Origin of the sequence: Streptomyces sp. NPDC059696 (assembly GCF_042733745.1) — a bacterium.
Classification (GTDB): domain Bacteria; phylum Actinomycetota; class Actinomycetes; order Streptomycetales; family Streptomycetaceae; genus Streptomyces.
Map to the genome: position 1 here is coordinate 1 of NZ_JBHWFG010000027.1, position 21,491 is coordinate 21,491.

Genomic DNA, 21,491 nt, shown 5'->3' on the forward strand with positions numbered 1-21,491 from the left:
GGGGCCCGGCCCCCACGTCCGCAATCATCGTGGAGTGCGCCGCGCCAGGCGCGGCTTTACTCCGTCACCACTTCTTGCAGGCGGTCCCGAGGATCTGCTGGTTGTCGACACGCTTGATCGACCCGCAGCTCTTGATTCCGACGCCCTTGGCGTATGTGGCGTCAATTTTGAACTTGTGAGTGCAGCTGCCACCCGTGCTGCTGCCACCGCAAATCATGGTGTGCGTCTTGGTCGGTGATGTGGTGGCGAAATAGGTGAACTGATACTGGGCAGGTCCCTGCGGTTCCGGGAGCCCGTGGACGGTGACCGAGCTGACGTGCGTACCGCTGCCGAAAATCACCATTTCCACGTTGCCCCCGGTGACCGTCTCGTCGGCAGATGCCGGTGCGGATGCCATGGCCGTCATCGCCACTGCTGCGACCCCGGCGCCGATCAGTCTCCTGACCCTCATGTTGTTGCCTCCTTGTTCCCCCGGACGCCACTTCCTGTGGCGCACTGGTCAGTTGGAGGCTACATGGATTGATGTATCGGGCGGCTGTTCCCCGGAAACTTGCGTGTGCCTTTTTGGAGGAGGTCCGCCATTTCGGATCGGCCCAGAGAGTTTTAGTAAATTCCTGGAGTGTCCGGGATATCCGTCACGCCCAGGATCCGGGGTTCGTATTCGGTTCTGCCCTTTCAGCTGACACCGGCGCGTGCCGTACGAGGACGCCGCTCGAACCCCGCCGCCCGATACGCCGCGCCGAGCCCGTCGCGCCGGGCCGCTCAGGCCCGCCGTACCTCCTCGATCGTCACGGGGCGGTGCTCGTGCAGGGACAGGGTGCAGGCGTCGGCGATCCAGCCCGCCTCCAGGGCGTCCTCGATCGTGCAGGGGGAGGGGCGGGTGCCGGCGACGACCTCGGTGAACGCGGTCAGTTCGGCGCGGTAGGCCTCGGTGAAGCGGTCCATGAAGAAGTCGTGCGGCGTGCCCGCCGGGAAGGTCACCCCGGGCTCGACCGAGCGCAGCGGCAGCTTGTCCTCCAGGCCGACGGCGATGGAGTCCTGGAAGCCGTGGATCTCCATGCGGACGTCGTAACCACGGGCGTTGTGCCGGGAGTTGGACACCACCGCTAGGGTGCCGTCGTCGAGGGTGAGGATCGCGCCGGTGGTGTCGGCGTCCCCGGCCTCCTTGATGTACTCGGCGCCCCGGTTGCCGCCCACGGCGTACACCTCGGTCACCTCACGGCCGGTCACCCAGCGGATGATGTCGAAGTCGTGCACCGAGCAGTCTCGGAAGATGCCACCGGAGGCGGCGATGTACGCGGCCGGCGGCGGCGCCGGGTCCAGCGTGGTCGAACGGACCGTGTGCAGCTTGCCGAGCTCACCGCTGTGCACGGCCGCCCGGGCGTTGACGAACCCGGTGTCGAAACGGCGGTTGTAACCGATCTGGATCGGCACGTCCCGCCCGGCGACAGCCTTGAGCACCTCGACACCCTCGGCCATCGTCTTGGCCACGGGCTTCTCGCAGAACACGGGGACACCGGCCTCGACACCGGCCAGGATCAGCGCCGGGTGGGCGTCCGTGGCGGCGGCGACGACGATGCCGTCCACACCGGCGGCCAGCAGCGCCTCCGGCGAGTCCACGACCTCGGCCCCGAACCGCTCGGCGGCACTCTTGGCGGCGTCCGCGAACGGGTCGGTCAGGACGAGGGAGTCGACGGCGTCGAGTCCGGAGAGGGTCTCGGCGTGGAAGGCGCCGATACGGCCGAGGCCGAGGATTCCGATACGCATGGGTGTTGCTCCTAGGGGTGAACGGGGGGTGGTGCTGCGCCCTCGCTTTTCGGGGCGCGGGGAACTGCGCGATCAGCCACGAGGGCGCCGCACGCGACCGACGAGCGGGCGCGGCACGTCCTCAGTCGAGTCCTCCAAGGACGTTCTGGTCCCAGTCGATCACCGACCCGGTGACCACCCCGGACCGCTCCGACAGCAGGAACACGACGAAGTCGGCGATCTCGTCCGGCTGGCCCAGCTTGCCCATCGGCAGCTTCGCCGCGGCCGACTCGCGCCAGTCGTCACCCGCCCCGTGGAACGCCTTCTGCGTGGCGTCCTCGCCCTCCGTCGCCGTCCAGCCGATGTTGAGCCCGTTGATCCGGACCCGGTCCCACCGGTGCGCGTGCGCCGCGTTGCGGGTCAGCCCGATCAGCCCGGCCTTGGCGGCGACGTACGGCGCGAGGAACGGCTGCCCGCCGTGCGCCGACGAGGTGATGATGTTGACGATCGTGCCGGGCGCCTGACGGCCCACCATGTCCGACACCGCCGCCTGCATCGCGAAGAATGGGCCCTTGAGGTTGATCCCGATGTGCTGGTCGAACAGCTCGGGCGTGGTGTCCAGCAGCGTGCCCCGGGACGTCAGGCCGGCGGAGTTCACCAGGCAGTCGACCCGGCCGTACGTCTCGACGACCCGGCCCACGGAGGCCAGGGCCTGCCCGGCGTCCGACAGGTCGGCCCGTACGTACAGGGCCTTGCCGCCCGCGGCGGTCAGCTCCTCCACCAGCGCCTCACCGGGCTCCGGGCGCCGCCCGGTCACCGTCACGACCGCCCCCTCGCGTACCGCGGCCCGCGCGACGGCCGCGCCGACCCCCTGGCTGCCGCCGTTGACCAGGACGACCTTGTCGTCGAGAAGTCCCATCGGGTTCCTCAGCTCTCTCGCCGTTCGGCACCGGCCCGCAGCTCCGCCCGGAGCGCCTGCGGCGTCCACCCCTCGCGCAGCGCGCGCCGCACCAGGTCCGCCTGCGAGGGCGGTGCCAGTCCGTCGACGGGCGGATCGCCGTCGAGGTTGGTGGGGAAGGGGTAGCCCTCGGCGCTCGCCGCGACCACCTGGTCCAGCCATGCCTGGTCGGCGCCCTCGGCCTTGCGCCGCAGGAGAACCGGGTACACCGCGTTGGCCACGGCCTCCCGGTCCACCGTCTCCATCGCGCGGCCGAAGGCGGACGACACCTGGAGCAGGTTCGCCATGCGCCGGATGTCCGCCGAGCGGTTGGTGCCGGCCGCGTGGAAGAGCGCCGGGTTGAAGAACACGGCGTCGCCCTTGGCGAGCGGCAACTGGACCTGGTGCGCGTCGAAGTACGCCCGGAACTCCGGGCGCCGCCAGGCGAGATAGCCCGGCTCGTACTTCTGCGAGTGCGGCAGGTACATCGTCGGCCCGGACTCCACCGGCATGTCGCAGTGCGCGACCGCGCCCTGGAGCGTCAGCACGGGGGAGAGGCGGTGGACATGCGCCGGATAGGCGGCGGCGACCTCGTTCGACAGGAAGCCCAGGTGGTAGTCGCGGTGCGCGGTCTGGGCGGCGCCGCCCGGGTTGACCACGTTCAGCTGGGAGGTGACCTGATAGCCCGGGCCCAGCCAGGCGGTGGCCACCAGCGCCAGGACGTCGTTCGCGTAGTAGTCGGCGAACGCCTCCGGGTCGTACAGGGCCGCCTTCTCCAGCGCGTTCCACACCCGGTCGTTGGCACCGGGCGCCGCGAAGTGGTCTCCGGCGGCGGCGCCCGAGGCACGCTGCTCGGCGATCAGCGCCTCGAACACGGCGGTGGCCCGGTCCACGACGTCCGGGTCGGGGAAGGCACCGCGGAAGACCACGATGCCGGGCCCGTCGGCGAGCGCCCGCACCAGCTCGGCCTGGACCACCCGGTCGCCTTCGAGCAGCCCGCAGTCGTAGACGGGCACGTTCCGCTCGACCGCGAAGGCATGCGGGTAGTCGGCGGGGTCCGTCGCCCGTTCGACCAGGTCACGGAACGCGTCGAGATCACAGTCCTGCTCGGACAGCCAGGCACGGTGGTGTACGGAAGTGAAGGACATCGTCGTCCCTTCGGGGTCACGGAGCGACGCAGCCCTGTCATTCTTGTCAGTACAAACCCTTCGAACAACCAGCAGCGAGCCATCAAAAACCCCTCAAGGAGCCGGCGCATGGGCCACCCGTTCCCGATCCGGGAGATCGCCCGTCAGGCGGGTCTGAGCGAGGCGACCGTCGACCGGGTGCTCAACGGCAGGGGCGGGGTGCGGGAGAGCACCGCCCGGGAGGTCCGCCAGGCCATCGCCGATCTCGACCGGCAGCGCACCCAGGTGCGCCTGGTCGGCCGGACGTTCATGGTCGACATCGTGATGCAGGCGCCCGAGCGCTTCACCACCGCGATCCGCGCCGCCCTGGAGGCGGAGCTGCCGTCGCTGCGTCCGGCGGTGCTGCGCTCCCGCTTCCACTTCCGCGAGACCGGCCCGGCCGCGGAGCTGGTGCGGATCCTCGACCGCATCGCCCGGCGCGGCTCGCAGGGCGTGATCCTCAAGGCCCCGGACGTCCCGGAGGTGACCGCCGCGGTCGGCCGGCTCGAAGCCGCTGGCATCCCGGTGGTGACGCTGGTGACCGACCTGCCCGCCAGCGCCCGCCGCGCCTACGTCGGCATAGACGACCGGGCGGCGGGCGCCACGGCCGCCTATCTGATGGGCCAGTGGCTGGGGGAGCGCCCCGGCAACATCCTCACCAGCCTCAGCAGCGGGTTCTTCCGCAACGAGGAGGAGCGCGAGATGGGCTTCCGCAGCGTCATGCGCGCCCGGCACCCGGAGCGCACGCTGGTCGAGATCGCCGAGGGCCAGGGACTGGACACCACCCAGTACGACCTCGTCCGGGCCGCACTCGAACGCGACCCGGACATCCGCGCGGTGTACTCGATCGGCGGCGGCAACATCGCCACCCTGCGCGCCTTCGACGACCTCGGCCGCCACTGCGCGGTGTTCGTCGCGCACGACCTCGACCACGACAACACCCGCCTGCTGCGCGAGCACCGCCTGTCCGCCGTGCTCCACCACGACCTCCGCCAGGACGTGCGCGAGGCCTGCCACACCGTCATGCGCGCCCACGACGCGCTGCCGCCGGCCGGACCGACCCTGCCGTCGGCCATCCAGGTGGTGACGCCGTACAACATGCCACCGCAGGCGGCCGTGTGATCCCGGGGGCGGCACCGGGCGTGGATGCGCGGGGAGTCCCGGCCCCGCCCCTACGGTCGCTCCATGTGGACCTCGCGCCCGGACGGCGGCCCCGAGCGGCTGGTGACCCTGGCCGACGGCGTGTTCGCCATCGCCATCACGCTGCTCGTCCTGGACCTGTCCGTGCCACCGGAGCTGGACCCCGCCGCGTACCGCGCGGCCCTGCGCGAACTGCTCCCGGACCTCGGGGCCTACGCGCTGAGCGTCGCGGTGCTCGGGAGCTTCTGGCGCGACCACCGGCGGATCTTCCAGGACGTGCGGGAGATCGACGGCCAGGTGATCGGTCTCTCGATGGCCGGACTCGGCGTCGCGGCCCTCGTACCCTTCCCGACCCGGCTGCTCGCCGAGTACGGCGCCCAGCCCGTGTCGGTCGCCGTGTACGCGGGCGCCGTCGCCGCGCTCGCCGCCTGCCATCTGGGGGTGGCCGCGGTGCTGGCGAAGCGCCCCTGGCTGCGCCACGACAGGCCCTCCGAGGCGGCGACCACCCTCTACCTCCTGGACAGCGCCACGTCCGTGGTGGTCTTCCTCGCGACCGTCCCGCTGGCGATGGTGGCCGGTCCCAGGATCATGTGGATGTGGCTGGCCCTCGTGCCCGTGAAGGTCTACCTGGGCCGCAGGCTCGTCAGCCCTTCATGAGGGCGGGAGTCATGCCCGCCCGCCGACCTTCGCCCAACTCCCGCTCTGCGCCGACCGCGCCATCGCGTCCAGCGCGGCCGCGCTGTGCACGGCGTCCGTGAGCGTCGCTCCGTGCGGGACGCCCTCGGCGACCGACCGCAGGAAGCGGTACGCCTCGACGACCTTCAGGTCGTCGTACCCCATGGCGTTCGCCGCGCCCGGCTGGAACGCGGCGAACTCGCCGTGGCCCGGGCCCACGTAGACCGTGGTGACGGACTGGTCCTGGTACGTGGTGCCGCGGCTGACGCCCAGCTCGTTCATACGGCGGAAGTCCCAGAACACCGCGCCCTTCGTGCCGTGCACCTCGAAGCCGTAGTTGTTCTGCTCGCCCACCGACACCCGGCAGGCCTCCAGGACGCCGCGTGCGCCGGAGGCGAAGCGCAGCAGGCAGCCGACGTAGTCCTCGTTCTCGACCGGGCCGAGTTCCCCTCCGGCGGCACGGCTGTGACCGGCCGTGGCGCCGGACGGGCGGGCCCGCTCCGGGACGAAGACCGCCGTGTCGGCCGTCAGGGACGCGATGTCGCCGACCAGGTGCCGGGCCAGGTCCACGCCGTGCGAGGCCAGGTCGCCCAGGACCCCGCTGCCGCCCCGCTCCCGCTCGTAGCGCCACGTCAGCGCGCCTTCGGGGTGCGCCGCGTAGTCGCTGAACAGCCGGATGCGCAGGTGCGTGACCGTCCCGATCTCGCCTCCCGTGATCAGCTCGCGGGCCGCTTCGACGGCGGGCGCGTTGCGGTAGTTGAAGCCCACCGTGCCCTGCACTCCGGCCGCGGCGACGGCGTCCGCGACGGCGCCGGCGTCCTCGGCGGTCAGACCCACCGGCTTCTCGATCCAGATGTGCTTGCCCGCCTCGGCCATGGCGACGCCGATCTCACGGTGCAGGAAGTTCGGCGCGGTGATGCTGACCGCCCGCACCCGCGGATCGGCGGCCACCTCGCGCCAGTCCCGGGTCGCGGAGGCGAACCCGAACTGGGCGGCGGCCTCCTCGGCCCGGCCCGGCACCTCCTCGGCGACCGTGACCAGTTCCGGGGCGAGGGGCAGCTGCGGGTAGTGGTGCCGCACGCGCGCGTAGGCCTGGGTGTGCACCCGCCCCATCCAGCCGAATCCGATGACGGCGACGCCGAGCGTGTCCACCATGAGAGCCCCTCTTTGGACCGTTCCAGAACCTGTCCAGGCCACCCTGGGCGGGGCCTGCCGACGCTGTCAACCCTCTGACGGGCCGTGCCGCCTCCTTTGACAACCCGCACCACCCCATGGAACGGTCCATCCCATGAGACCGCCGACGATCCGGGACGTGGCCGAGCGGGCCGGTGTCTCGAAGTCGCTGGTCTCCCTCGTGCTGCGCGGCTCCGACCAGGTGCGCCCCGAGAAGCGGGACGCCGTGCTCCGGGCGGCCGGGGAGCTCGGCTACCGCCCCAACGCCGCCGCCCGCAGCCTCAGCGAGCGGCGCACCCGCACGGTCGGCGTCCTCCTGAACGATCTGCGCAACCCCTGGTTCGTCGACCTCCTCGACGGCCTCAACTCCCTGCTGCACGCAGGCGGCCTGCGCATGCTGCTGGCCGACGCCCGCCTCAACCGCCGCACCGGCCAGGACCCGGCCGACCCGCTGCTGGACCTGCGCGTCGACGGCCTGGTCGTGGTCGGCACACTGCCCGATCCGGCGGCGCTCGAGGACGCGGCCGGGCGCATCCCGGTCGTCCTGGCCGGCTCCCGCGAACCGGCGCCGCCGGGCGTCGACGTGGTGGCGGGCGACGACGAGCGCGGAGCCCGTCTGGTGACCGAGCACCTGATCGGCCTGGGCCACCACCGGATCGCGCACATCGCCGGCTACGGAGCGGTGGGCGAGCTGCGCCGCCGGAGCTTCGAGGCGACGATGCGCCGGCACGGTCTCGCGGACGAGGCGCTGGTCGAGCCGAGCGACATGACCGAGGAGGGCGGCTACCGCACGACCGTCCGGCTGCTCAGCCGCCCCGACCGGCCCACGGCCGTCTTCGCCGTCAACGACATCGCGGCGATCGGCGCGCTCTCGGCGGCCGGGGAACTTGGCCTGCGCGTCCCGCACGAGCTGTCCGTCGTCGGCTACGACAACACGAGCATCGCCCGGCTGCGGCACGTGTGGCTGACGACGGTCGACAACTCGAGCCACGAGGTCGGCCGCCGCGCGGCCCGCTGCCTCCTGGAACGCTTCGAGGACGCCGGCCTCCCGGGCCGCGTCCGACTCGCTTCGCCCACCCTGGAGATCCGCGGGACGACGGCCCCCGCGCCCGGCCCCTGACCGCGCCCGGCCGCCGACCGCGCTCGGCCCCTGACTGCTCCCGGCCCCTGACCGGCTCGCGCCGTGCGCCGGGCTCGCGCCGCGCGAACACCGGCGCGGGTACTGCTCGGAGACGGGGCGCGCGCCGGGTGGTGACGAGACGCGCCCCTCGGAGACCCGGGCACCGGGGACCGCGCAGGCGCAGTCGGCATACTGCGCGGATGACGCCCGGAGGCCGCTCGGATGTCGCGTGGGCTCCGCTCAGAGGTTGATCGCGTACGCCTTGCGCAGGGTTTCGTGCACCGTCCACGTCGTGCGGTCGCCCTCGCGCAGGACGGCCATGTCGCCCGGCCCGACCGTGAGCGTCGGCCCGCCCTCGACCTCGATCGTCGCCGACCCGCTGATCACGACGAACAGTTCGTCGGCCTCGGTGTCGGTGACCACACCGGGGGTGATCTGCCAGACGCCCCGCACCTGACGGCCGTCCTCCGACTCCCAGACCACCTTCCCGGTCACCTCGGGCGTCCCGGAGACGATCTGCCCGGGCGCGAGGGGCTCGGGTTCGAGCTCGGCGTCGGGGATGTGCAGTACGAAGCTGTGCGTCATGCGGTGACCCTAGCCCTGGTGAGCGGGGGAGCGGCCTGGACAGAGTGTGGGGTCGCGAGCGGGCGGGGCGGACACTCCGTCGCCCCCGGTGCGCGCATCGGGGTCCCCGCCTGCCCGGTGCTGCCGCGGACACGAGGGCGAGGCCCCTCTGCCCGTCTCAACCCCTATGCCCTGGTCGGGAGTTCCCTCCGACTCGCGTATTGTTTGCGGCATATGCCCGGCCGGTGTGACGGCCGAGGGATGCGAGCGTGCGAGCGTGCGGGTGAAGGGGGAGAAGGACGTGGACGAGGCACGGGAACGGTCCGCGCGGCGAGCCGAACTCACCGGAGGCGTGGCCACGGTCCTCCTGGGCGTCGCGGCCTTCGCGGGGCTCGCCACCCAGGCCGGACTCCCTTGGTGGGCCGTCCTCGCCGTCGCGGTGTCGACGGTGGGACTCGCGGGCTGGACCCGCCGCCCGGACGGGCCGTCGGCGCGGACCGGGGGACGGGTGCCCATGCGGTAGGGTTGACCTGCGTGATCACGCGGTTCACCCGCGTGGGACACATCGGGACGTGGCGCAGCTTGGTAGCGCACTTGACTGGGGGTCAAGGGGTCGCAGGTTCAAATCCTGTCGTCCCGACTCGTACGAGTCACCGGCAAGGGCTGTTTCGGAGGCATCCGAAACAGCCCTTGAGTTTGTCCACGCCCGGGTTCGGCCGTGGTCGGGCCGCCCACCCCTGTCGTGACGTAGGCCACTCGTGTGCATTCGCAGCGTCCGTGTTTGCGTTCGCGCCCGTTGGAAAGTGGCTCTGTAGTCACCGGACGCGGCAATCCGGTGGATGGTGACCGAGAGCCGGAAAGAGGAGGTCCGATGTCCTCGAAGCGACGTCGCAAGAAGAAGGCCCGCCGCAAGAACGGCGCGAACCACGGCCGCCGTCCGCAGTCCTGAAGGATCGCGCGGGCGCGCCGACACGAACGGGCGGGTGGCCGGTGCCACCCGCCCGTTTGCGTTCGCAGGCTGTCAAAGCCGCTTCGCCGTCCGGCGGCCGTCACAGGCGGAAGATCCGCCCGAGGGCGTCCGCCGGCGCGGACTCCGTTCCCGTGGCCGCGAGCCGTCCGAGGCGGGCGGCGAGATAGCCGTCCGGGCGGACCAGGAAGGCCGTCGCACCCCGCGCGCCGTACAGTCGTGCGAACTCTCCCGCCGTGTCCCGGAACACGGGCAGGTGCCCGCCGTTCGCGCCGCCCGGCACGCGGGAGGCCCCCGCCGTCTCCGCGTCCCCGGCGGCGACCACGAACGCGGGCAGCTTGCCGCCGGTCAGCCGGTCCGCGGCGTGGGCGGTCTCGCGGCAGGCCGTGAGCGCGTCCGCCGAGTCGGCGTACAGGACCAGGACGTGCCCGCGGTCGCGCAGCAGGTCGTAGAGACGCAGGGGATTCGTCGCCAGGCTGGTGGTGAGCCCGCGGCAGTCGGGCGCCCGTTCGCCCGGGGCCGGTCCGGGTGAGTCCGCGTCGCCGGGGCCCGTGCCGTTCGTCGCGTTCAGGGGGCTGTCCGGGTAGGCGACGAGCAGTTGTGCCTCGCGCAGGATCACCGTTGTCGTGTCGTCCTTCGCGGCCTGGACGCCGCCCGCGGTGGCGTGCCGGACCGTGCGTCCGACGACCTCCTCGCCGACGGGCCGGCGTTCGGCGTCGTAGCTGTCGAGCAGCCGTGGATGCGCGCCGCCGTCGAGGCAGAGGGCCAGTTTCCAGGCCAGGTTGCAGGCGTCCTGGATGCCGGTGTTCATGCCCTGCGCGCCGGTCGGCGGGTGGATGTGCGCGGCGTCCCCGGCGACGAAGACCCGGCCCACCGCGTACCGGTCGACGATGCGGTGACTGATGCGGAACACCGACGACCAGCGCAGGGCGGACACGGTGGCGGGTTCCGGCGACAGCCGGTCGACGACCGCCTGGATGTGCTCGAGGCGGGGTGCGCGCCCACCCTCCAGGCCATGGGCCGTCTCGCCCCGCGCGGGCTGCTCGCTCTTCGCCGAGAGCTCGGGCGGCACCAGCATCGACATGCGGTACCGGCGGTCCCCGGGCAACGGGATGCAGACCAGGGCGTCGTCGACGCGGCCGTCGGCGCCGTGGTGCAGGGACCGCACCCCGTAGCCCTCCGGCCGGCTCCAGTCCACCTCCACGTCGGCGAGCATGTACTCCTCCGGGAACGCGCCCCCCTCGAAGGTGAGCCCGAGCCCTTTGCGGACGATGCTGTGCGCCCCGTCGCAGCCGATCAGGAAGCGCGTCCGCAGCTCTTCCCGGGCACCGGACGCCGTGCCGATCCTGCTCACGACCCCGCCCTCGTCCTGGGTGAACCCCAGCAGCTCCGTGCCCCGCTCGACGCCGGTGCCGAAGCGGGCGAGGTGCTCCTCGATGATCCGCTCCGTCTCGTACTGCGGCAGGGCCGCGAAGGCGTAGGGGACCTCCGGCGGCAGCCGCAGCTCGAAGCGCGCCTGCTCGACGCCGTCGGCGTACGTCAGCTGCCCGCGCAGCGGCACGGCGGCCTCCAGGGCCGCCCGCACCAGGCCCATCCGGTCCCAGGCCTCCAGCGTGCGCGGCTGGACACCCACCGCCTTGGCGTACGGCAGCCGGGCCGGCAGCCGGTCGATGATCCGGCAGCGGACCCCCTGCCGTCGCAGCTCCGCCGCCGCGGTCAGCCCGACCGGGCCCGCGCCCACGACCAGTACGTCCGTGTCCACCACCGTTATCTCCTGCCCGGAGCCCCCCTTCGGCTTCTGCCTCCATGGTCCACCGCCGGGCGGGGGACAGCGACTCCACCGCGGCCCACGGCAGGCCGGCGGGCCCGGGGCGGTCAGATCAGCTGCGCCTCCGGCACCCCGTTCCTGCGGACCCACTGCGCCCGGTGGTCCGCCGCCAGGGCCATGCCCCGGCGGCGGGCCTCGGCCGGGACGGGAAGGCGGCACAGGGTGTCGAGCGTGTCCAGCATCGTCTGCGCGAAGTGCTCGCCCAGGGCGGTGAGGCGACCGGAGGCCAGCAGCACCTCGGTGGCCTGCCGGGCGCCCACCCGCCAGCGGGCGAACTGCGCCTCGGCCAGGGCGCGTTCGGCAGGGTCCCGCTCCACGGCCCGGCGGCGGTCCCAGAAGTCCGCCACGCCCAGGTGCGCGTAGGCCCCGTGGAAGAGACCGAGCAACGGGCGCGGATCGGGGCGCCAGGGGGCGTAGTAGAGCTCCTCGCCGTCCGGCTCGAAGAGGTCGAACAGGTGCAGTACGGCGGCGAACTTGGCGTGCTGCATCTCGTGCGCCATGGACAGGGCCAGGCCCCGCGCGGAGCGCGGCCGGGACATCGCCATGGCGCCGAACGCCTCCGCGCTGCTGCCGCTGAAGCTGCCCGGGCGGTCGACCGGGACCAACGTGCGTGGACCGGCGGTGAGTTCGGCGTAGGTCTGCGGGTGGTGGTCCCGCAGCAGACGGCAGGCCTCCCGGGCCGTGCTCCGCCACCGGCACAGGTCGTCCTGCGTCAGTCCCAGCGGCCGCGCGGGGACACCGGGGAAGCGCAGCGGGTCGGCGTCGTCCAGGAGCAGCGGCGCACCTCCGTCCGGCACCACGAGCCGGTGCGCCGCCCGCCACCTGCCCGACGGCCCGGACGGGGCCCGCGGAACCTCGACCGGGCGGGCCCGGCAACTGCCTCCCGCCACCTGGATCCTGGCCGCGCCGTCCGTGTCCACGACCACCTCGGCCAGGTCACCGGGCCGGGCCCCGGGAAAGCGGGCACCGCCGAGCGAGGGCAGGAACACCTCGTCCGTCACCAAGGCCCACCGCACCCGTCCGGGCACGCCCGCGCGGACCGCGGCGGCCGCGGCCAGCGCGCTGAACCAGTGCACGGGCGGCGCGCACGCCGCCCCGGGCCCGGCCGCGACGACCCGGTCCAGCCGGGCCAGCAGACCCGTCAGCGCGGTACCCGCCGACGGATGGGACAGGACCGCCGCCACGGCCTCCGGGTCGGTCCGGTGGGCGGCCCTGAGCACGTCCCACGCGTGCGCGGCGGCGTCGGCCACGCCGCCGCCGACCGCACCGGCGGTCTCCGTCACGGCCAGCGCGCAGGCCAGCCGGCGGCTGTGCTCGGCGCGGGCCAGCAGGCGCAGGGCCCCTGCCCCGCCGCCGCCCGAAGCGAGCGCGGTGAAGATCCTTCCCGGCACACGAAGCGGCACCGGCCCCGTCATGCCGCTTCCGCCGCAGCGGCGCGCAGCCCGTCCAGGTCCGCGGCCAGCCGCCCCCTGACCCGCGTGATCAGCGCCGTCAGATCGGCGCAGTAGACACTGGGATTGGCGAACCCGGTGGCCGCACGGTAGCGGTGGGCGTAGTGCCCGCCCCCGCACACCTGCCGCAGCCGGCACGCACGGCACTGCGCGGACAGACCGTCGGCCCCCCACTGCCGGGCCGCGACACCCGGATGGCGCAGCAGCGCGTCGAAGGAATCGCGCCCGACGTGCAGACCCGTCCCGGAGGCGCCGTCGTACGCGGTGCGCAGCGTGTCGTCCTGGGCGAGGGAGCCGTCCGTCTCCACCACCGCGTACCTCACCGGGGCCAGGCCCAGCACCTCCGTCTGCGGGGTCCCGCCGAGCAGCAGCGCCATCATGTCCTCCAGCAGCCGCACCCGGGTCTCCCGCCGTCCCGCCCCGTACCACCGCTCGAACACCCGCCACAGCCAGTCCGCGTACGGCGTGCCCGGGCCCAGCCCCGGTGGGAGCGTCCCCCAATTGCCCTGCGGCAGCAGGAAGTCCACCGCGGGCGGGCGGTACGTCAGCAGGTGCTCGTAGCAGCGCACCGGATCGTTGCGCAGGTCGATGGCGCACAACAGGCCCGCGAACAGCTCGCGATGGGGCCCGTCGGCCAGGCGGTGCAGCGCGTCGGCGACCCGGGCGTGGCTGCCGCGCCCGTCCGCGCCGCGGCGGTGCCGGTCATGAGCCGCGCGGTCCCCGTCCAGGCTGACCGAGATCCGGATGCCGTGCTCGGCGCACAGGTCGAGCCAGCGCTCGCTCAGCCGCACGCCGTTGGTCTGCAGGGAAACGTGCAGCCGTACGCCGGGACCGGCCGCGGCACGCAGGGCCGAGACGGTGCGTCCGACCGCGGACTCACCGGCCAGCAGCGGCTCGCCCCCGTGCAGCACCACCGCGGCCTCACGCACGCCGTGCGCCGCGAGGTGCTCCGCGATGCGGCCGGCCGTGCGATCCACCGTCTCCGGCGTCATGAGGCGCGGCTGCTCACGCCAACCGCGGTCCCGTGAGCGGTACATGTAGCAGTACCGGCAGGCGAGGTCGCAGCGGCTGTGCACCTTCAGGACGAAGGAGTGCAACGGCACGGGCACCCAGCCCGCCGCCTCCCTGGCCGCGACGTCGGCCGCGACCGGCCACGGCGGCTCCGCGTGGCGCAGCCGATTCATACGCACCCCCCGGTTCGCATGCCGACCGGCCCGTGCCCGTCCGGCCGGTCCACGCCATCGGGCCCAGTATTCGGTGAGGGTGACGGGCCGTCAACATCGAGAATCCGTCGTCCGGGCCGCCACCGCCCGAAAGTCGCCGTTTTCCCGCGGTGGCCCGTGGGGACGTCAACACTGGACACCGAGTCCCGGGACACGCAGGCGCCGGGCGTGGAGAGCCGCCACACGGCGGTTGGTCGGGCACCGCGGAGGATGGGCCATGGCAGAGCTCGAGGAAGCGGGTGCCGAGCGGGACGAGGCCGCCCTGGAGTCCGTCGTACTGGACCTCACCGACGTGCCCCTGGACGACCTCGCCGCGCTGCCGCCCTCCGTACTGGGCGAGACCCTGCGCAGGCTGCGCACCGGCGGCGACCCCGACGAGCCCTTCGTCACCGGCCACAACGAGAGCCAATGACCGGCCCCCGCGCCGACGCGGCCCTCACGCGAAACCGCCTGATCAGGGGCAACCCGTCTTATACTGACCGTCCCTGACTGTCGAGCCCCACCGTCCAGCACCTGCCGTCCGAAGCGGAGTGGCCATGCCCGACATCCACGCAGCCGACCGCTCGGGACGGTTCGCCCTCTTCTGCTCCACCGCGGAGAACCTCGGCGTCAGCACGACGGTACGCAACGTCGCGGACCTGCTGGCCGCCGGCAACCGCAGCGTCCTCGTCGTCGACGGCCGGTCCGGCGCCGCGCCCGGCGACGCCCCGGTGCCCGAGCCCGTACCCGGGCGCATCCACGCCGTCACCCGCCCGGACGCCTCGTCCCTCCTCGCCCTCACCTCCGACCCCCGGGCCCTCGGCCACGACCACGTCCTCGTGGAGGCGCCGCTGCCCGACGCGATCGACGCGCCGGCCGAGGGCAGGCTCGGCTCGCTCGCCGACTCCCTCGTGCTCTGCTTCGCCATGACCGCCTGGTCCATCGACGGCGCCGCCGCGCTGGCCGAGCAGATGAGCGGCGGCCGCTCCGGCCGGCCAGTACGGCTGCTGGCCCTGGGCCTGAAGAGCAACGTCGAGTCGCACGACCGGCTGCGCGGCGCACGCGAACGGGTGCGCCGCAAGTTCGGGCCGCTCTCCCGGGCCTCCCGCACCTCCGAGGTCGCCTTCCTGGAGATCCCGTACCACCCGCTCTACCTCGACACCCGGCAACTGGCGGTGGAGAGCGAGCCGGAGGGCTCGGTCACCGGGCTGCGGCCCTACTACGAGCGGCTGGCCGACTGGCTCCGCAACCGGCGCCCGCTGCCGCTGAGCCGGGTCACCCTCGTCCACTCCCAGCGCCACGCGCCCTGGGCGGCCTGGCTGGAGGACCAGTTCCGGCGCGGCGGCATCCGCACCGAACTGCGCGCCCTGGACGCCTACTCCGGCGACCGGCCGGCCCCGGGCACCGCGCTGCTCTTCCTCTCGCCCGCCGACATGGACCACACCGGCCTCGCCCAGCTCGCCGCGCTCTCCCACCCCGACGTCCGGATCGTCCTGGCCGACGAGCCCTTCCCCGACCCGGGCGCCGCCCACCACGAACGCATCGACCTGCGCGGCACCGACGAGGAGGAGGCGGTGCGGCGGCTGTACGCCGGGCTCGGCCTCGGCGCGCCGCCCCCGGCCGACGGCACCCCCGGCGCCCGCTTCCCCCGGCTGCCCGCGGTCACCAACGTCGGCCCCCGCTACAGCGGCTTCGTCGGCAGGGACGACGTCCTCGGCGCCCTCCTGGACGACCTGCACGCGGCGGGCCGGGACCACACCCCGCTGGTCGTGCACGCCGCGAGCGGCTGGGGCAAGAGCGAGATCGTCCGCGAGCTGTGCCACCGCTTCGGCTCCGCCTACGACGTGGTGTGGTGGGTGCGTTCCTGGGAGATCCCGCGCGCCCGCCGCGGCCTGGACCGGCTCGCCGGCCGGCTCGACCTGATCACCACCGGCGACGGCGCCTCCCCGGCCCTGTTCGAACACCTCTCCCGCACCGACACACAGAGCTGGCTGCTCGTCTACGACGGCGCCGAATCCCCCGACGGGCTGCAGGACATGCTGCCCACCCCGCACGCCCGCGGGCACGTGCTGATCACCAGCCGCAGCGCCCCGGCCACGGCCGGCATGGCGGCCTTCCCCCTGCCTCCCCTGTCCCCGGCCGAGTGCCGGGCCGTCCTCGGCGAACAACTCGCGGAGATCGACGAGGAGCAGGCGCAGCGGGTCGGCCAGGTCCTGGGCTTCGTCCCGCTCGCCCTGCGCATCGCCGCCCTCTGCCTCGCCGAACGCGCGGCGGCCCACCGGCGCGACGACAACATGGGCGACCAGGCCGCCGCCCGGGCGGCCGTCGCCCACCTCCTCGCCGAATACCGCACGGCCCAGCAGGCCCTGCTCGAACAGGACGGCACCGCCCCGCCGGTGCCCGTCATGGTGCGGGTGGCGCGGCAGACCGTGCTGCACACCCCGGGCGCCGCCGCCTGGCGCGCGGAGAGCCGTACGAGCGACGCCCTGGGCTGGCTGCTGAACGCGGCCTCCCTGCTCACCGGCCGCGGCATGGGCCTGGAACTGCTCCGCTCACGGCGGATCCTCTCCGAACTCGCCCGTGACGACGGCCCCGCCGCACCGGTGCGCCGGATCCCCGCCGACGCGCGGATGCCCGACGAGCACATGGTGAGCGTCGCCCTGTGGGCCCTGTCCCGGGTCGGGCTCCTGGAGGTCGACTTCGACCGGCCCGACCAGCCCCTGGGACAGCACCACGCCGTACGGGACGCCGTCCGCACCGCCATGGATCCGGCCGAGCGCGCCCACATCGAGCAGGTGCTGCGCGGCACCCTCGCCGAGTTCACCCCGGACGAGGACCGCGGCCTGAGCGCCGACTGGGCCCGCGAGGTGTACTCCCTGCGCCTGTGGGAGGACCACCGCCCCCGGGTCCGGCGCTCCCTGCTGCGCCACCTCAACGCCCTCAGCCAGCGCGGCGAGAGTGCCGACCTCGCCCGCCTGCTCGACATCTCCGAGCGCGCCCAGGCGTCCTGGGCCCCGGCGGACGACGACGACCCGTCACCGGAATACCTGCGCCTGCTCAACTTCACCGCACGCGCCCACCGCCTCACCGGCGCCTACGAAACGGCCCGCCGGCTGTCCGAACAGGCCCTGCGCGGCCACCGCCGGCTGCTCGGCCCCCTGCACCCGAGGACGCTGCTGTCCGCCGACTCCTACGGCGCCAACCTGCGCTCCCTCGGCAGATTCTCCGACGCGCTGTTCCAGGCCCGCCCCGTCCTGGAGGGCCTGACGCTGCTGCTCGGACCGCGGCACCCCGCGACCGTCCAGGTCGAGCACAACCTCGCCTTGACCGAAGCCCTGAGCGGACGGGCCCCCGACGCGCTCGCCCGGCTCCTCGCCCGGTTCCGCGACCGCCAGGCCGCCGGCGGCGAGGACGATCCGGCCGTCTGGCACTCCGCCGACCTGCTCGCCTGGGTGTACCGCACCCTGGGCCGCGACGCGGAGTCCCAGGACCTGCTGCGGCAGTGGCTGCACCGCCACGGCGACGTCACCACCGGCACCCGCCTCATCATCGAACTGGGCCTGGCCGTCAGCGAACGCCGCATCACCTACAACTCCGCCCGCTCCCACGAGCGCGTCTACGGCTACGAGAAGGCCCTCGAACGCGACCGGCGGGTGCTCGCCGAGACGACCGGCCGGTTCGGTGCCGGACATCTGATCACCGTGCGCTGCCGCTTCAGCCTCGCCGCCGACCTGCACGCCCTCGGCAAGCACGACGAGGCCGAACACGAGGCCCGGCTGTGCAGCCGCGCCCTGGAGAGCACCCTCGGCGCCGGGCACCCCTACGCCGCACTGGCCGGAGTCCGGCACGCGGTGTACCTGCGGGCCACCGGAGCCGTCGAGGACGCGGAGGCCACCGGCCGGGCCGCGCTGCACCTGCTGACCGACCGGCTCGGCGACAGTCACGCCTGGGTCTCCGCCGCGGAGAACTCCCTCGCGGCCACCCTCGCCGCCGCCGGACGGCCCGAGGAGGCGACCGGGCTCGCCGAGAGCGCCCTGCGCCGTTTGCGGGACCTGGACATGGGGCATCGCCCCGACGGGCGGCGCGTGGGGGCGCACCACGCCTGGCTCACCTCCCGGGCCTCCGGTGCCACCGCACCGGCCAGGGACTTCGACCTCGATCTGGAACTGCCCGGCATCTAGGACCGGCCGTCGCCCCGGCGGTTCCCCGACGGAAGGTGAGCGTACGTGGCAACAGCCCCGCACCCGGAGACCGAGCTCTTCACGGAGTCCCACTGGTCCCCGGAGGGCCACGGCCGAATAACGGCGCTGTGCCAAGGGGCCTTCGCCGGTGTCCCCGCCCTGAGGTCGGTGTCCCACTACAGCAACGGGATCATCGACTTCGTGGTCCGCCGGGGAGACTCCCCGCCGCTGAGCAGCCTGGTCACCGTGGGCGGCGAGGACATCGCGAACGAGGCGCTGCCCGGCAGCCGGCTGCTGCTGTGCACCCAGGACCTGGGCGCGCTGATGCGCCCGCTGGGCACCGGTGAACTGATGCGTGTCGTGGTGGCCAACGCGCACGGCGGCCTGTGGGGCGGACGCGTCAAGACGGGGGAGTACCTCTCCGCGCACACCGACACCGCCGGCGGGATGCCCGCCGTGGACGAGGCCATGAACTCCCTCGTCTCCGCGATCCGCACCCAGGTGCACCACCTGCCCGACGAACTGCCCGGCGGCCTCACGGACATGATGCAGCCCCTGCCGGAGGACAAGGGGCGGCTGCGGATCGACTTCGGGACGGCGGCGGCCGGGCACGACGGCCCCTCCGAGATGCGGCTGCGGGCCCTGTGGGGCGGTCACGTCAACACCCTCGACCTGCAGTACGCCGCCTATTACCGGGACTGGAAACTCGTCTGCGCGGGCGACGTCTTCGAAAGTCCGGAGCTCGGCCCGCGCTTCTTGGAGACCAGCGTGCGCTCACGCCGCACCTCCTACCGCGACCTCGCCCGGAGTCTGCGCGGCCATCTCGCCCGGCTCACCGACGCGTTGCGGCTGGTGGTGGCACCGCCCGCCGACCGCCTCGTCCTGGACGTCCAGGAGGGCGCCGTCCACGTGCTCTGGCTGACACCCCGCGACTACGTCCTCGGAGTGACCCTGGACCAGCGGCAGGTCGCCCACGCCGAAACCCGGCTGAACCTGCTGGCGGACGCCCTGCGCGAGGTCACGGCGCCCGGACGGCGCTGACCAGGTCCCCCCACACCTCGTCGGCGAGTGCCTCCACCGCCCGCGCCACGGTCGGACGGTGCACCGGTCCCGCCCCGCCGAGCGCCTGCACGGGCAGCACCTCGACCGCCGTCTCGTACTGCCGGCAGACCCCGCGCAGCCGCGCCCACTGCTCCTCGCTCGGCACACCGGCCGAGACGGCACGGAACCAGGCGTCGGCTCCCGTACGGAAACTCTCCGTCAACTGCCGCACCAGCGTGGCGCAACCCAGCGCCGCCAGCTCCGCCGGCCCCGCCCGCAGGGCCGGACCGGCGGCGGCGTCCCCGTCCGCGGGGTGCCCGTCCGCGGGGTGCCCGGCCAGCCGTTCCACGGACGCGTCCAGCAGCGCGAACACCTCCTCGAAGCGCCCTTCGACGGGCTCCGGAAGCGCTGTCCGCGCCGGCCCGGGCACCGCCGCGACCAGATCACGCCGGGCCAGATCGCTCACCGTCCGCCGCAGCTGCCCCAGTTGGGCACCGTGCTCCCCCAGGGCACTGCGCAACTCGGTGGTCAGCTCGGCGAGATCGGCCTCCTGGCGCAGTTGGGTGAGGCGGGCCCGCAGCCGGTCCAGGGCCTGGTTGACGGCCTGCGCGAAGTCGCCCGGGCGGTACACCAGGGGCTGGGAGCCCAGGGAGCGCGCCAGCCGGTCCCGCATGGTGCGCGACACCAGGCCGTTCACCACCAGCAGCACCTCGGCCTGCGCCGGATGAAGGACGCCGCGCAGCGCCCGGACCCGTGCGGTGATGCGCTCCTCGTCGTCCGCGACGAGCACCGACGGGGTGACCACGATCGCGATGTAGGCGTTCGGGACCGGCTCCAGCCAGTACGCCACCGCCAACGGCCCGTCGGCGCCGGAACCGCGTGCCGGGACCGGGTCGGGTGAGGCGATGCGCCACTGGCCGAGCGCCAGCGCGTCGTGGATCGTGGACAGCACCTGGTCCTCGGAGACCTTGTCGTGCAGCTCGCGCACGGCCCGCAGCACGGTCGCGGCGCTCACCTCCCGGACCGCGCCGCCCCCGTCCTCGCTCAACTGCCAGGCGTGACGGCACGTCTTGAGGATCTCCCGGGGCACCCCGCCGGTGAGCTCCTGGAGGACGGCGACCGACTCGGAGCCGAACGGCGCCGGCCACCGCTCGATCGCGTCCGACCCCGCGCTCGCCTCCGGCCGGGCGCCCGACCCGGCGTACTCGGCGACCAGGCGCCCGGTGAGCTCCGCGCCGAACCGGGTCGGCCACAGCTGCACCACCCGCTCGTGCAGGCTCGGCCGGAAGGCGTTCAGACCGCGCGGCGAGGTGCAGAACACCAGCAGACCGCCCCGGCTGACATACACGTTGACCAGCCGCTCGAAGGCGTCCACGAACGTGCGCCGGGACTCCTCCGGCCAGTCCAGCACCTTCTCCAGCGAGTCGATCAGCAGCACGTACGGTTTGCCCACCCGGCCGTGCAGGAAGCCCTGCACGGCCAGCGCGTCGAAGACCGGGTCGATGCCCGAGACGGCGTCCTTGATGCCGCGTTCCCGCAACTGCTGCGCTGGCTCGTCGCCGCTCAGCCACGCCCACACCATCGACGTGAACCGCGGGTCCTGGAGCAGGGCCAGCGCGGTGGCGAACCGCCGGTGCTCCGTCACCTCGCCCAGGGTGACGCGCAGGTCCGCGTGCATCACCTCCGGGTCGTAGCGCAGGGCGGAGACCACCTTGTCCGGGTCGAGGACCCGGTCGCGCAGCCCGGTGGCGATGTCGTCGAGGGCGATGTCGCCCAGCGGGATGTCGTCCGCCCGGCCCGGGCGCGTGTCGGAGCTCTGCTCGCCGACCCGCACCGCCGTCACGTAGGCGTAGTAGTCCCGGACGAGTTCCTCGAACGCGGCACGCCCCTCCGGGCTGTCGGCGGGTCCCCGCAGCCGGTCGCGGTACATCCGGCCGAAGTCCTGCGCCGGCTCGTCGACGATCCACAGGGCGGGGCCGTCCGGGCGGGCCAGCGCGTTGCAGACCTCCCGGGCCGCATGGGACTTGCCCAGGCCGAACTCGCCCACCACGGCGATGGCCCGGCCGCGCCGGCCGCCCCGGGGGCGGTCGCGGAGGTAGTCGCGCACCAGGCCCTGGAGCTCCTCCAGGATCTGGGTCGGGACATGGGCGTTGCCCGAGTCCGCGGCCTCCACCGGGGCCTCGCCGAGGTCCGCCGACGGGCCCAGCCGCACGACCGGCACCAGGGGGAAGGGGTTGCTGTACCAGGTGTCTGCATTGTCTGCTGCGGCCACGATGGCACTCCTTGCGGGTCCGGTGAGG

Annotated in this window: 18 protein-coding genes and 1 tRNA gene; 9 read left to right on the forward strand and 10 right to left on the reverse strand. The window is 73.7% G+C overall.

Features of this window, described 5'->3' with window-relative positions; translation table 11 throughout:
- Window positions 1-64 precede the first annotated feature (64 nt).
- The 4 genes from ACFV20_RS26350 to ACFV20_RS26365 all read right to left on the reverse strand — a co-directional run bounded on the left by ACFV20_RS26350 (window position 65) and on the right by ACFV20_RS26365 (window position 3,831).
- Window positions 65-451, reverse strand: coding sequence for a hypothetical protein (locus ACFV20_RS26350; RefSeq protein ID WP_385660310.1), 387 nt, complete (start codon window positions 449-451; stop codon window positions 65-67).
- A gap of 311 nt (window positions 452-762) precedes the next feature.
- Window positions 763-1,767: a Gfo/Idh/MocA family oxidoreductase gene (locus ACFV20_RS26355; protein ID WP_385660312.1), complete on the reverse strand. Its 1,005-nt coding sequence runs from the start codon at window positions 1,765-1,767 to the stop codon at window positions 763-765.
- A gap of 121 nt (window positions 1,768-1,888) precedes the next feature.
- Window positions 1,889-2,665 carry an SDR family oxidoreductase gene (locus ACFV20_RS26360; protein ID WP_385660314.1) on the reverse strand — a complete coding sequence of 259 codons (777 nt, stop codon included), beginning with the start codon at window positions 2,663-2,665 and terminating at the stop codon, window positions 1,889-1,891.
- 8 nt (window positions 2,666-2,673) lie between these two features.
- Entirely contained in the window at window positions 2,674-3,831 is a 1,158-nt protein-coding gene (locus ACFV20_RS26365) for a phytanoyl-CoA dioxygenase family protein (protein WP_385660316.1), read from the reverse strand.
- A 108-nt stretch (window positions 3,832-3,939) separates the two neighbouring features.
- On the opposite strand from ACFV20_RS26365, the gene ACFV20_RS26370 reads away from it, so the two are divergent.
- Window positions 3,940-4,971 carry a LacI family DNA-binding transcriptional regulator gene (locus ACFV20_RS26370; RefSeq protein ID WP_385660318.1) on the forward strand — a complete coding sequence of 344 codons (1,032 nt, stop codon included), beginning with the start codon at window positions 3,940-3,942 and terminating at the stop codon, window positions 4,969-4,971.
- Window positions 4,972-5,034: 63 nt separating this feature from the next.
- Window positions 5,035-5,646 (forward strand): TMEM175 family protein, encoded by a 612-nt coding sequence (locus ACFV20_RS26375; protein WP_385660321.1) that lies wholly within the window; start codon window positions 5,035-5,037, stop codon window positions 5,644-5,646.
- A gap of 9 nt (window positions 5,647-5,655) precedes the next feature.
- Here the strand turns inward: ACFV20_RS26375 and ACFV20_RS26380 are convergent, their stop codons facing one another.
- Window positions 5,656-6,819 (reverse strand): Gfo/Idh/MocA family protein, encoded by a 1,164-nt coding sequence (locus ACFV20_RS26380; protein WP_385660324.1) that lies wholly within the window; start codon window positions 6,817-6,819, stop codon window positions 5,656-5,658.
- A gap of 133 nt (window positions 6,820-6,952) precedes the next feature.
- Here ACFV20_RS26380 and ACFV20_RS26385 point away from each other — a divergent pair, with 133 nt between their 5' ends.
- On the forward strand, window positions 6,953-7,957 hold the full coding sequence (locus ACFV20_RS26385; protein WP_385660326.1) for a LacI family DNA-binding transcriptional regulator: 1,005 nt from the start codon (window positions 6,953-6,955) through the stop codon (window positions 7,955-7,957).
- Window positions 7,958-8,197: 240 nt separating this feature from the next.
- Here the strand turns inward: ACFV20_RS26385 and ACFV20_RS26390 are convergent, their stop codons facing one another.
- A complete protein-coding gene (locus tag ACFV20_RS26390; RefSeq protein ID WP_385660329.1) occupies window positions 8,198-8,542 on the reverse strand; it encodes a cupin domain-containing protein in 345 nt (114 codons plus the stop codon).
- Window positions 8,543-8,798: 256 nt separating this feature from the next.
- Here ACFV20_RS26390 and ACFV20_RS26395 point away from each other — a divergent pair, with 256 nt between their 5' ends.
- From ACFV20_RS26395 to ACFV20_RS26405, 3 genes are all read left to right on the forward strand, one after another.
- A complete protein-coding gene (locus ACFV20_RS26395; RefSeq protein ID WP_385660332.1) occupies window positions 8,799-9,044 on the forward strand; it encodes a hypothetical protein in 246 nt (81 codons plus the stop codon).
- Between the two features lie 43 nt (window positions 9,045-9,087).
- Window positions 9,088-9,161: transfer RNA gene (locus ACFV20_RS26400), tRNA-Pro, on the forward strand.
- Window positions 9,162-9,392: 231 nt separating this feature from the next.
- Entirely contained in the window at window positions 9,393-9,470 is a 78-nt protein-coding gene (locus ACFV20_RS26405; protein WP_372486533.1) for a 50S ribosomal protein bL37, read from the forward strand.
- A gap of 100 nt (window positions 9,471-9,570) precedes the next feature.
- Here the strand turns inward: ACFV20_RS26405 and ACFV20_RS26410 are convergent, their stop codons facing one another.
- From ACFV20_RS26410 to ACFV20_RS26420, 3 genes are all read right to left on the reverse strand, one after another.
- On the reverse strand, window positions 9,571-11,253 hold the full coding sequence (locus ACFV20_RS26410; protein ID WP_385660334.1) for an FAD-dependent monooxygenase: 1,683 nt from the start codon (window positions 11,251-11,253) through the stop codon (window positions 9,571-9,573).
- A 110-nt stretch (window positions 11,254-11,363) separates the two neighbouring features.
- Window positions 11,364-12,707 (reverse strand): aKG-HExxH-type peptide beta-hydroxylase, encoded by a 1,344-nt coding sequence (locus ACFV20_RS26415; RefSeq protein WP_385660337.1) that lies wholly within the window; start codon window positions 12,705-12,707, stop codon window positions 11,364-11,366.
- Window positions 12,708-12,727: 20 nt separating this feature from the next.
- Window positions 12,728-13,951, reverse strand: coding sequence for an FxsB family cyclophane-forming radical SAM/SPASM peptide maturase (locus ACFV20_RS26420; protein WP_385660340.1), 1,224 nt, complete (start codon window positions 13,949-13,951; stop codon window positions 12,728-12,730).
- 256 nt (window positions 13,952-14,207) lie between these two features.
- Here ACFV20_RS26420 and fxsA point away from each other — a divergent pair, with 256 nt between their 5' ends.
- The 3 genes from fxsA (at window position 14,208) to ACFV20_RS26435 (ending at window position 19,191) form a co-directional block, all read left to right on the forward strand.
- Window positions 14,208-14,402: an FxSxx-COOH cyclophane-containing RiPP peptide gene (fxsA, locus tag ACFV20_RS26425; RefSeq protein ID WP_385660343.1), complete on the forward strand. Its 195-nt coding sequence runs from the start codon at window positions 14,208-14,210 to the stop codon at window positions 14,400-14,402.
- Between the two features lie 124 nt (window positions 14,403-14,526).
- Window positions 14,527-18,150 carry an FxSxx-COOH system tetratricopeptide repeat protein gene (gene fxsT, locus ACFV20_RS26430; RefSeq protein ID WP_385660346.1) on the forward strand — a complete coding sequence of 1,208 codons (3,624 nt, stop codon included), beginning with the start codon at window positions 14,527-14,529 and terminating at the stop codon, window positions 18,148-18,150.
- 45 nt (window positions 18,151-18,195) lie between these two features.
- Window positions 18,196-19,191 (forward strand): hypothetical protein, encoded by a 996-nt coding sequence (locus ACFV20_RS26435; RefSeq protein WP_385660349.1) that lies wholly within the window; start codon window positions 18,196-18,198, stop codon window positions 19,189-19,191.
- Here ACFV20_RS26435 and ACFV20_RS26440 read toward each other — a convergent pair.
- Entirely contained in the window at window positions 19,169-21,463 is a 2,295-nt protein-coding gene (locus ACFV20_RS26440) for a hypothetical protein (protein ID WP_385660353.1), read from the reverse strand. The genes ACFV20_RS26435 and ACFV20_RS26440 overlap by 23 nt on opposite strands.
- Window positions 21,464-21,491 lie beyond the last annotated feature (28 nt).